This is a genomic window from Pseudomonas corrugata, assembly GCF_050920615.1.
GTDB classification, from domain to species: Bacteria; Pseudomonadota; Gammaproteobacteria; order Pseudomonadales; family Pseudomonadaceae; genus Aquipseudomonas; species Aquipseudomonas corrugata.
On the sequence record NZ_CP130434.1, the window covers coordinates 42,436 to 53,432 of the forward strand.

At 59.9% G+C, this 10,997-nt stretch carries 9 protein-coding genes; all 9 read left to right on the forward strand.

Features of this window, described 5'->3' with window-relative positions:
* The first annotated feature begins 1 nt into the window (after nt 1).
* The 9 genes from tssF to icmH are packed head-to-tail and all read left to right on the forward strand — an operon-like array spanning nt 2 to nt 10,996.
* Nucleotides 2–1,786 carry a type VI secretion system baseplate subunit TssF gene (gene tssF, locus QZH45_RS00215; protein ID WP_024780268.1) on the forward strand — a complete coding sequence of 595 codons (1,785 nt, stop codon included), beginning with the start codon at nt 2–4 and terminating at the stop codon, nt 1,784–1,786.
* Nucleotides 1,750–2,772, forward strand: coding sequence for a type VI secretion system baseplate subunit TssG (gene tssG, locus QZH45_RS00220; RefSeq protein ID WP_055134942.1), 1,023 nt, complete (start codon nt 1,750–1,752; stop codon nt 2,770–2,772). The genes tssF and tssG overlap by 37 nt, the downstream gene beginning before the upstream one ends.
* Nucleotides 2,769–5,354, forward strand: coding sequence for a type VI secretion system ATPase TssH (gene tssH / locus QZH45_RS00225; protein WP_053192097.1), 2,586 nt, complete (start codon nt 2,769–2,771; stop codon nt 5,352–5,354). Before tssG ends, tssH begins: the two co-directional genes overlap by 4 nt.
* Nucleotides 5,355–5,364: 10 nt before the next feature.
* Nucleotides 5,365–6,942, forward strand: a complete 1,578-nt coding sequence (locus tag QZH45_RS00230) for a sigma-54 interaction domain-containing protein (protein WP_024780271.1) — start codon at nt 5,365–5,367, stop codon at nt 6,940–6,942.
* Entirely contained in the window at nt 6,935–7,075 is a 141-nt protein-coding gene (locus QZH45_RS00235; RefSeq protein WP_024780272.1) for a hypothetical protein, read from the forward strand. Before QZH45_RS00230 ends, QZH45_RS00235 begins: the two co-directional genes overlap by 8 nt.
* A gap of 15 nt (nt 7,076–7,090) precedes the next feature.
* Entirely contained in the window at nt 7,091–8,290 is a 1,200-nt protein-coding gene (tagH, locus tag QZH45_RS00240; RefSeq protein WP_055134941.1) for a type VI secretion system-associated FHA domain protein TagH, read from the forward strand.
* A 5-nt stretch (nt 8,291–8,295) separates the two neighbouring features.
* Nucleotides 8,296–8,799 (forward strand): type VI secretion system lipoprotein TssJ, encoded by a 504-nt coding sequence (gene tssJ, locus QZH45_RS00245; RefSeq protein WP_055134940.1) that lies wholly within the window; start codon nt 8,296–8,298, stop codon nt 8,797–8,799.
* Complete coding sequence (gene tssK, locus QZH45_RS00250; RefSeq protein WP_024780275.1) at nt 8,796–10,127, forward strand: type VI secretion system baseplate subunit TssK; 1,332 nt, start codon at nt 8,796–8,798, stop codon at nt 10,125–10,127. The genes tssJ and tssK overlap by 4 nt, the downstream gene beginning before the upstream one ends.
* Before the next feature lie 5 nt (nt 10,128–10,132).
* Nucleotides 10,133–10,996, forward strand: coding sequence for a type IVB secretion system protein IcmH/DotU (icmH, locus tag QZH45_RS00255; protein ID WP_055134939.1), 864 nt, complete (start codon nt 10,133–10,135; stop codon nt 10,994–10,996).
* Nucleotide 10,997 lies beyond the last annotated feature (1 nt).

Genomic DNA, 10,997 nt, shown 5'->3' on the forward strand with positions numbered 1-10,997 from the left:
CATGTCATTCAACCACTACTACCAGAGCGAACTGACCGCGCTTCGTCAGTTGGGCAGGCGTTTTGCCGAGCGCAACCCGGCCCTGGCACCGTTCCTGGGCCAGGCCGGACGGGATCCGGATGTGGAGCGTTTACTCGAAGGGTTCGCGTTCCTGACCGGACGCTTACGCCAGAAGCTCGATGACGAACTGCCAGAGCTGAGTCATTCGCTGATGCAACTGTTGTGGCCAAACTACATGCGGCCGCTGCCGGCTTTCAGCATTCTGCAATTCGATCCGCTTGGGCGATCCGGCCCCCCGTTGCGGGTGGAACGCGATACGCCGGTCGAGAGCAAGCCTGTCCTGGGGGTGCGATGCCGTTTCCGTACATGCTATCCGACTGAGGTATTGCCACTGGATCTGACCGACGTGGGTTATTCGGTAAAGGGCGATGGCTCACTGCTGAACCTGCGCCTGGAGATGCAGGGCGACGGCCACCTGGGTGAGGTGCAGTTGAGCCGCTTGCGCTTGCACTTTACTGGTGAGCGCTACATCAGCCAGATGCTCTATCTCAGCATCCTGCGCAACCTTGAGGGGATCGAGCTGATCCCGCTGGACGGTGCCGGCAAGCCTGTCAACGCGGCCAACGGCACGCCAGTGACGTTCAGCATCCCTGCCAACCATGTCCAACCGGTGGGGTTCGCCGAAGAGGAAGCACTGGTACCGTATCCATTGAATACCTTCCGTGGCTATCGCTACCTTCAGGAGTACTTCGCCTTTCAGGACAAGTTCCTGTTTGTCGACGTCACAGGCTTGAACGTGCTCGACACCTTGCCGGTATCCATCCTGGAACAGATGCGCGGCCTGGATCTGCGCTTCGATATCGGCAAGAACGCAATCCAGCGGCTGCGTCCGACACTGGACAACGTGAAGCTTTATTGCACCCCTATCGTCAACCTGTTCAAGCATGACGCAGAGCCGATCAGGCTGGATGGAAAGCAGGACGAGTACCTGCTGTTGCCGGCCGGTTACGATCGAGAGCACTGCGGCGTGTATTCAGTGCACAGCGTGACCGGCTGGAACCCCGGCGGCTTGGGGTATCGAACCTATGTACCGTTCGAGTCCTTCGAGCACGACTCAAGCTTTGATGTTCAGAGCAGTCCTTATTACAGCGTTAAGCAACGGTCTTCGCTGCTGTATGACGGCTTGGACACCTGCCTGGGCTTTGGTATCCGGGACGTTGAGCGCCATGAAACCCTGTCGATCGAACTGACGTGCACCAACCAGAACCTGCCGCGTCAACTCAAACTGGGTGACATCGACCAACCCGGTGAAAGAAGCCCTCAGTCGCTTGGCTTTCGCAATATCAGCCCGGTCACCTCCAGCTTCGCACCGCCGCTCAATCAGGATTTCCTCTGGAAGCTGATCAGCAACATGTCACTCAACTACCTGTCGCTGGCAGACGTGAACGCGCTCAAGGTGATTCTCGAAACCTACGACTTTCCCCGCTATTACGACGAGCAGGCAGAAAGAACCAGCAAATGCCTGTTGGACGGGCTCAAGTCGATCAGGCATCGACATGTCGACCGATTGCACCGAGGCCTGCCGGTTCGCGGCTTGCGCACTGAATTGACCATCGACCCGCAGGGCTATCTCGGTGAAGGGGACCTGTTCGTTTTCGCGTCGGTTCTCAATGAGTTCTTCGCGCTTTATGCCAGCCTCAATTCGTATCACGAACTGCGGGTGAACAGCACACAGGGAGAGGTGTACCAATGGACACCCCGCATGGGCCAGCAACCACTTCTATAAGCGCACTGACGCGGGGAATACGCGAGTACTCGCTGTTCCAGGCCGTGTTGCTGGTCATCGGCCGGCTCCGCGAGGCCCATCCGCTTATGAGCGACGAGCATTTGTACGAGCGACTGGAATTCCAGGCCAACCCAAGCCTCGGGTTTGCGGCCAGTGATATCGATCGCGTGGAGTTTTTCGAAGAGCATGGACAACTGCGAGCGCGCCTGCGCCTGAATCTGCTCGGTCTTGTGGGTGCAGGCTCACCGTTGCCCGCGTTCTATGGCGAACAGGCCCTGGGAGATGACGGGGACGGTAATCCGACTCGTCACTTTCTCGACCTGTTTCACCATCGTCTTCAACGGTTGATGCTGCCGATCTGGCGTAAATACCGCTATAGCGCAAGCTTCCAGAGCGGTGCCCGGGACCCGTTTTCCGAGCAGCTATTTGCCCTGGTTGGCCTGGGTGGCGATGCCATCCGCCAGGCCACTCAACTGAACTGGAGACGACTGCTGCCCTACCTGGGCCTCCTGAGCCTTCGCGCTCACTCGGCGGCGCTGTTCGAAGCGGTGTTGCGCTATTACTTCAAACACGCCGAGCTGAATCTCGAGCAGTGCATCGAGCGCCGCGTGCACATCATCGATGAACAACGCAATCGCCTGGGGCTCACCAACAGTCTGTTGCATGAGGACCTGGTACTGGGCGAACAGGTGCGAGACCGCAGCGGCAAGTTCCGCATCCATATCCGCAACCTGGATTGGCAACGTTTCCACGAGTTCCTGCCGATCGGTGTCGGTTACCAGCCGCTGTGCGCGCTGGTGCGATTCATCCTGCGCGATCCACTCGAATATGACATCCGCCTGGTCCTGCACCAGCAGGAAATACGCGCACTCCGCATTGGCGAACACAACACCTGCCACCTGGGGTGGACCAGTTGGCTGGGCCACGAACGCGCCGATGGCGCGGTGATCCTGGGCAGTAAAACTCAATGGGAATGGATGACATGATCAACGTAGACCTGCAGCAACTCATCCAGGCACTGGATGCCGACACCAGGAACGACCTGGAGTGCTCGGCCGGGCAATGCGTGGCCCGTGGCGCTGACAAGGTCCTGGTGGAAGACCTGCTGCTGGGCCTTCTGGAGCGCCCGGACAGCCTGCTCACCCGCGCCCTGCAGGATGCCCGCATCAATCCGGACGAATTGATCGCTACCCTGCAACCACGCCCCGGGCACAGCGTCTCGTGCAATCCGTCATTTGCCCCGGAGCTGGTGCGATGGCTGCAAGACGCCTTGCGAGTGGCCAGTCTGGAGTTGGGTGAGAGCCGGGTCGGACAAGCCGCACTGATCCTGGCGTTGCTGCGCCACCCGGCTCACCATACCGACACGCCCTATCAAGCGGTGCTTGCCGAACTCAACATCGGCCGGTTGAAAGATTATGTCTTGGCGCAACTGGCCAGACCGATCGCCAGTTCATCCACCACCAAGGACGAAACCCTACTGGAGCGCTTTACCCAAGACCTGACCCAACAGGCCCGCGAAGGTCGGTTAGACCCGGTGCTTTGTCGGGATGCTGAAATCAGGCAACTGATCGACATCCTGACACGCCGTCGCAAGAACAATCCGATTGCGGTAGGTGAAGCAGGAGTAGGCAAGACGGCCATCGTGGAAGGACTGGCCTTGCGCATCGTTGCGAAGGAAGTACCGGCGGTACTTGAAGACGTCGAACTGCGTTCGCTGGATATGGGACTGCTGCAGGCCGGAGCCAGTATCAAAGGTGAATTCGAGCGCCGTCTCAAGGGCGTTATCGATGAGGTCAAGGCTTCGCCCAAGTCCATCATCCTGTTCATTGACGAAGCCCACACATTGATCGGCGCGGGCGGCAACGCCGGTGGTTCCGACGCAGCCAATCTGCTCAAGCCGGCCTTGGCCAGGGGTGAGCTGCGTACCATCGCCGCCACCACGTGGAGCGAGTACAAAAAATACTTTGAAAAAGATCCAGCCCTTTCTCGCCGATTCCAGCCGGTTCAGTTGCACGAGCCGACCGTCGATGAGGCGGTCACCATCCTGCGCGGCCTCGCCCCGGTCTACGAGAGTAGCCATGGCATCTATCTGCGCGATGACGCGGTAGTCGCGGCCGCGCAATTATCGGCCCGTTACCTGACCGGCCGTCAACTGCCGGACAAGGCCGTTGATGTGCTCGACACCGCCTGCGCTCGCGTTCGTATCAGCCTGGCCGCTGCGCCGCAAAGCCTCGAGCGGCTGCGCAGCGAGTTGGCTGAAGGTGAGCGCCAGCGCCAGGCAATGCGTCGCGACGCCCAGGCCGATTTGCCGATTGATCTCCAAGCGCTGGAAGCGCTGGAAACGCGTCTGGACACCATCGAAAAAGAGCGCCAGACACTGGAAGCAGACTGGAGCGAGCAGCGCATCCTCGCTGAACGCTTGCTGTCGCTACGTCAGCAACTGACTGCAGCGCAGGAAACACTGGCGGATCAAGGGGAGGACATCGAGATCCTGAAGTCGGTGCTGCGCGAAACCCATGATGCACTAATGGCCTCGCAAGCTCGGGAGCGCCTGGTCAGTTTCGAAGTCTGCCCAAGATTGGTGGCCGAAGTCATCAATGCCTGGACCGGCGTACCGCTGGCCCAACTGGCGCGGGAACACAGCACGAGCGTTGCCGGTTTCGCCGCAGATTTGCGTGCCCGTATTCGCGGCCAGGAACAAGCCGTACAGGCCCTTGACCGCGCGATGCGCGCGGCCGCCGCAGGTCTGAACAGACCCGGCGCCCCGGTGGGCGTGTTCCTGCTGGTGGGGCCGAGCGGGGTCGGCAAGACCGAAACGGCGCTGGCGCTGGCTGACCTGTTGTATGGCGGCGAGCGTTTCATCACCGTAATCAACATGGCTGAGTTCCAGGACAAACACACCATTTCCCGACTGATCGGCGCACCGCCGGGCTATGTAGGCTTTGGCGAGGGCGGCATGCTCACCGAAGCCGTGCGGCATAAACCCTATTCAGTGATCCTGCTCGATGAGGTCGAAAAAGCTGATCCGGACGTACTGAACCTGTTCTACCAGATCTTCGACAAAGGTCTTGCCAATGATGGCGAAGGACGGGAAATCGATTTTCGCAACACGCTGATTCTGATGACGTCGAACCTGGGCAGTAAGCGCATCAGCGAGCAGTGCGGAGGCGGCGCACGACCGAGTGCCGAACGCCTCGAGGAAAGCATTCGTCCGATACTCAGCCGGCATTTCCAACCGGCACTCCTGGCGCGCATGTGTGTGGTGCCCTACTACCCGATCAGCGGCCCGGTGCTGCACGAGCTGGTGGAAATCAAACTGAACCGCCTGGGCAAGCGTCTGCAGGCTCGTCGGCTGGGTTTCAGCTACTGCAAACACCTTTTGGAACACCTGGTTGAACATTGCATTCGCGACGACAGTGGCGCGCGTGCAATTGACCGCCTGCTCGACCTGTATCTGATGCCTCAGGTAACCGATCGCCTGCTCGCAGCCATGGCCAGCGGCGAATCGTTGCGACAGGTGCACGTCACCCTGGATGGCAACAGCGACATCGTCTGTGAGTTCACCTGAAATGGGCGCGATGTTTGAGCAGGTACCGCGACCGCTGGCCTATGCCGAGGCTCTGCTGACTCAATTCTCCAGCCTGTCGGGCGCAACGGATGTCGCCATGTTGCTCGCAGACTTTATCCACGCCGCAGCCCGCCTCAGCGGTTGCGAGCTGACGCAGTTGTATTTGCTCGATGCCACCCATGCCCATCTGCAAATGCACACCGAATGCCTGGAAGGCCAGTTGTGGTTCCGTGACCGGACGTTGCTTCCCTCCGACTACAGCGGCGAGCAACTGCTGCAATTCGCCCTCTGCCAGAACCGTGTAATCAGCCTCGACGCGTTGAACTCAAGTCTTTATGAAACCGGCTTCCTGCCGAGCCGGTCGACACCCTGGCAGTCGCTGCTCTGCGTGCCACTTCTCAATCCACACAAAACCGTTGAGGGCCTGTTGTTATGCGCCACCGGCAAGCACCTCAAGCTGCATGGGTTTTCCAGGTCCCTGAGTCAACTTGGGGCTTTCGCGCTTGGCCAGAAGCACCTGTTGCAGCGCGTGCAGCGTCCCGCCAGCGCCCCCGACTCCGTCACCACGACCATGCCTGGTATCAATGGCTACGGCCTGATCGGCAAGAGCCCGGCGATGCGCCAGACCTGCCTGTTGATCAGCAAAGTCCTGCACAGCCCCTACACCGTTCTGCTACGTGGCGAGACGGGCACCGGTAAGGAAGTGGTGGCCAAGGCCATTCACGATTGTGGTCCGCGTCGAACCAAGGCGTTCATTGTGCAGAACTGCGCAGCGGTCCCCGAAAACCTGCTGGAAAGCGAGCTGTTCGGCTATCGCAGAGGCGCGTTCACTGGGGCTGACCGGGATCGTCTCGGGTTGTTCGATGCGGCAGAAGGAGGCACGCTGCTGCTCGATGAAATCGGCGACATGCCATTGTCCCTCCAGGCCAAGCTGCTGCGGGTGTTGCAGGAAGGCGAGATCCGTCCATTGGGATCTAACAAAACCCACAGGATCGACGTTCGCATCATCGCCGCGACTCACCGCGACCTGAGACAACGGGTAGAGGAAGGTCAGTTTCGCGAAGACTTGTACTACCGACTCGCCCAGTTCCCGATCCAGTTACCGGCGTTGCGTCAGCGTGAAGGCGACATCATCGAACTGGCGCGGCACTTCGCCGACAAGGCCTGCACTTTCTTGCGGCGCGACCCTGTGTATTGGTCCAACGCAGCCCTCGACCATCTGGCTGCCTACGGTTTCCCTGGAAACGTGCGCGAACTCAAAGCCATCGTGGAAAGGGCCGTATTGCTGTGCGAAGGCGATGAGCTGCAGGTCGAGCATTTTGCGCTGCACACCGACACGCCGCCCGCCCGGGCTCCCATGAGCCTGCGTGAGCGGCTGGCGCAGATCGAACGAGGCCTGCTGATCGATTGCTTGCGCAAGAACGCTGGCAACCAGACGCTGGCCGCCCGCGAACTCGGCTTGCCACGCCGCACCCTGCTCTATCGCCTCGGCCGCCTGAGGATTCAGCCGAGGGACTTCGATGACTGCCCCCCAGCGCCTGTTCCTGGTACCCGACCTTTTCAATCCTGGAGACCTTCCAATGCCTGATTTTTCCTGGCAAGTCGTCCTGCTGGCCATCGTCGTGTCATTCGGCCTCGGCGGCTGCAACGGCAATTACAAATTCAGTGACAGCAGTTATCGCCCCTTGGGGGATCCCCAAGCCGTCAATCGCGGCAAGTGACCGCAAGGAGTATCGATGGAGCTCGTTCTTGAAATGCTGAACGCCAGACAGTTCATTCCGGCGCCGTTGTGCCGCAAGACGTTCGGGGCGGCTGGCGGCGTGATTGGCCGGGGCGAAAGCTGTGATTGGAGCATTCCCGACCGCCAGCGCCTTTTATCCAAACGTCACGCGCAGATCAGCTCGCGCGAAGGTGCATTTTTCCTGACCGACACCAGTGGCAACGGCGTGAGCCATCAAGCAAGTGGTGAACGCTTGCCCAAAAGCGAGCCGGTACGCATCCAGGACGGCGATGTCTTCCTCATGGGGGATTTCGAAATCCTGGCGCGGCTGGCTTCCGGTGCAACGAGCAGCACCGCAACGGCAGACCCATTGTCGATCGATAGTCTGATTCCGGACGATGCCTTTCTGGATCTCGACCCACTGAAGGCGCTGGAGCAACCACCCGGTGTGTTTTCGGAAACAGATGAACTGATCAGCCCCTCTGGCATACCCGAGGACGCTTTCAAATGCTCAGATTACGCGCCCATCGACATGGAGAACCTGCTGCTGCCGGAGCTGGTCGAAGCGTCGCCCGAAGCCAACCTGGAGCCGGTCTCGCCGGCCACCGCAACCCATCATCCACATGAAGACTTCTGGGAACGTTTCGGCACAGCGCTAGGCATGGACCTTGGAAACCTGAACAACGAGGCCCGTGAGACCCTGGCATTGAATGCCGTGAAGTTGCTCAGGCAAAGCATCCAGGGATTGCAGCAAAGTCTGCATACCCGGTCGGAGTTGAAGAATGAACTGCGTCTGGCCCGGACGCTCATCCAGGTTGATCCGAAGAACCCGTTGAAGGTCGCCGACGACGCCCGGCACGCCTTGCAGATGCTATTGCAACCGAACACACCGGCCCAGTCGGCCGCCGACCAGTCCATTGCCCGCGCCTTCCGCGATCTGCAGGCCCATCAAGTGGCTCTGCTCACCGCAAGCCGCGCCACGTTGCGCGCGACGCTGGAACATTTTTCACCCCAACGACTGATGTTCCGACTGGAACGCGACCACAAGCCGCTGATCAGGACGAGTGGGCGCTATTGGAAGGCCTACATCCGTTATCACCAGGCCTTGTGCCAGGACGACGACTGGGCAGGACGATTGCTTGCCCGAGATTTCGCCCAGGCCTACGACGAACAGGTTCGCCTGGTCTCCACCCTGCACACCGATCACCATGGATGATGCACATGTCTCGTTGCACGATGCTTTTCCTCACGGCATTGATGGCCGTTGTCACCACGCATCTGTTGGCCGGTTGCGCCACGTTGTCGCCCTTTTCGGCGATGACCAAGCTCAACCTCACGCTGACGGCCAGCGATCAACTCAACCCGGACCTCAACGGACGAGCATCGCCAGTGGTGGTGCGGCTGTTCGAGCTCAGGCGCCCGGTGGCCTTCGAAAATGCGGACTTCTTCAGCCTTTATGAACGCCCCAGGGAGACGTTGGCGCCAGATCTGCTTTCCAGCGAAGAGCTGGAGCTGCGTCCGGGTGAAACCCTGGAACTGAAGCTCGACATCGCTGGGGGTGGTCGTTACGTCGGTGTCGTCGCAGCGTACCGTGACCTGCCACAAGCTCGCTGGCGTTATACCTTGCCAGTCACTGTGGCGCAGATCACCGAGGCAAGCCTGACCCTCGATCAGGTTGGGATTGCCAACGGTGTTAAACCATCTGCCTGGGCCGACGCCCGATGAATCACGATAAAGTCATCTGGCAGGAAGGCATGCTGCTGCGCCCGCAACATTTGCAGCACAACGATCGCTACTTCGACCACCAGTTGAAATTCCGCACGCGCTTCCTGACCCAGTACACCTGGGGATTCCTGGCGCTGGAAATCGATTCCCAGTTTCTCAACATGGGTCAGTTGGTGATCAGCCAGGCCTCTGGGGTCCTGCCGGATGGCAGCCTGTTCGAGCTGAACAGCAGCGCCGCCCCCCTGGTCCTGGAAATCCCTCCCAATACCAGCAACACGCCGATCTATCTTGCTTTGCCGCTGGTAACCGGCAATCGCGTCGAGTCCCGCCGCCCGGAGCAATCTGATGTACTGGCGCGCTACATCACCTACGAAATGCAGGTGGCCGACTGCAACGCCGCAGACGCGCTCAGCAGCCAGATCAGTTGTGGCCGCCCGGATCTGCGCTTGCTGCTCGGCGAACAGCAGACCGATCAGGCGTTCGTAAAGCTCAAGCTCTGCGAGGTACTCGATGCCACATCCGATGGCGTGATCAGGCTCGACCCGGACTTTGTCCCGTCTTTCATCCAGGTCAGTTCGTCCAGTTATCTACGCTCGTGCCTCAAGGAGGTCATCGGCATGCTGGGCCACCGGGGGGACAGTCTCGCTGAACGGATTCGCTCCAACGGCAAGGCAGGAGGTACGCAAGTCGGCGACTTCATGATGCTGCAGTTGATCAACCGTAACGAACTGCTGTTGCGCCATGACCTGAACCTGGAGCAGATACATCCCGAACGGCTGTACCGCACCTTGCTGACCCTGCTGGGTGAGTTATCGACGTTTTCCGGGGAGAGCAAACGCCCACCGTTCAACAACCATTATCGTCACAGTGATCAAGGTGGTTGCTTCCGAAGCTTGATGCAGGGCATTCGCCAAATGCTTTCCATGGTGCTTGAACAGCATGCGATTGAACTGCCGTTGCAGGCGCGCCAATACGGAATCATCGTCTCACCGGTCCACGATCTTTCACTGCTGGGCTCGGCTTCGTTCGTCCTGGCGGCGAGCGCCCATTGCGATGGCGAAGAGCTGCGTCAGCGCTTGCCTTCGCAGCTCAAGGTCGGTCCGGTGGAACGCATCCGCCAACTGGTCAATCTGCACTTGCCAGGCATCCGGATCAGACCCCTGCCCGTGGTACCGCGGCAGATTGCGTTCCATGCCAACAAGACCTACTTCATCCTCGAGCCCAACCCCGAAGACCTGTCCCAACTGAAGCGCTCCGCAGGCTTTGCCTTCCATGTTTCCGGAGACTTCACCGAGCTTGAACTGAACTTCTGGGCTATCAGGAACTGACCGAAATGGACAAGGAAAATCCTCAGGACGAAACCACAGTCCTGCTCGACCACTACGGACAACGCCCGGCTTCGCAGCCATTGACCGACGCCGCCACGCCGCCGCGTATCGAGCAGTTGCAGGAGCGCATGATCTACGCCGCGCACCAACCATCCACACGAACATCAACAGCGGGCCTCAATCCGCTGGTGGCGGCGGCATCCGGGTTGCTGTCGCGGCTGGCAAGGCTTAAACACGGTCGCGACCGTGAGGAGTTGCAGACCCTCAAGCGCGAGCTGACCCGGGATCTGGAGCAGTTCGAGGCCCGAGCGGTGCAAAGCGGTATCGAAAGCAGCCAATTGGTCGCTGCCCGTTACGTGCTTTGCACAGTGATCGATGAAGCGGTGGTCACTACATCGTGGGGCAATGGAAGCGGTTGGTCGCAAATGAGCCTGCTCAGTACCTTCCATAACGAAACCTTCGGCGGCGAAAAGGTTTTCCAGTTGCTGGATCGCTTGTCGAAAAATCCCACCAGGCACTTGCCGATGCTCGAGTTGCTGTACCTGTGCCTGTCTCTCGGTTTCGAGGGTAAATACCGGGTCCAGGCGCGCGGATCACTGGAGCTCGAAGGCGTCCGTGACAGCCTCTACCGGCTGATCCGCCAAGTACGTGGCGAGGTTCCCAGCGAACTATCACCCCATTGCGAAAGCCTCGATGGGGTACGCCGCGACCCGGTTCGCATCGTTCCGGCCTGGACCGTAGCGCTCTCGACCCTGGTGTGCCTGGGGATGATGTACTCGAGCTTTACCTGGGTTCTGGCCGAGCAACGCAAGATTGTCCTGCACCCTTATCGATCACCAGAACCGGTCACCGCTCAGTCGTTGCCATAAC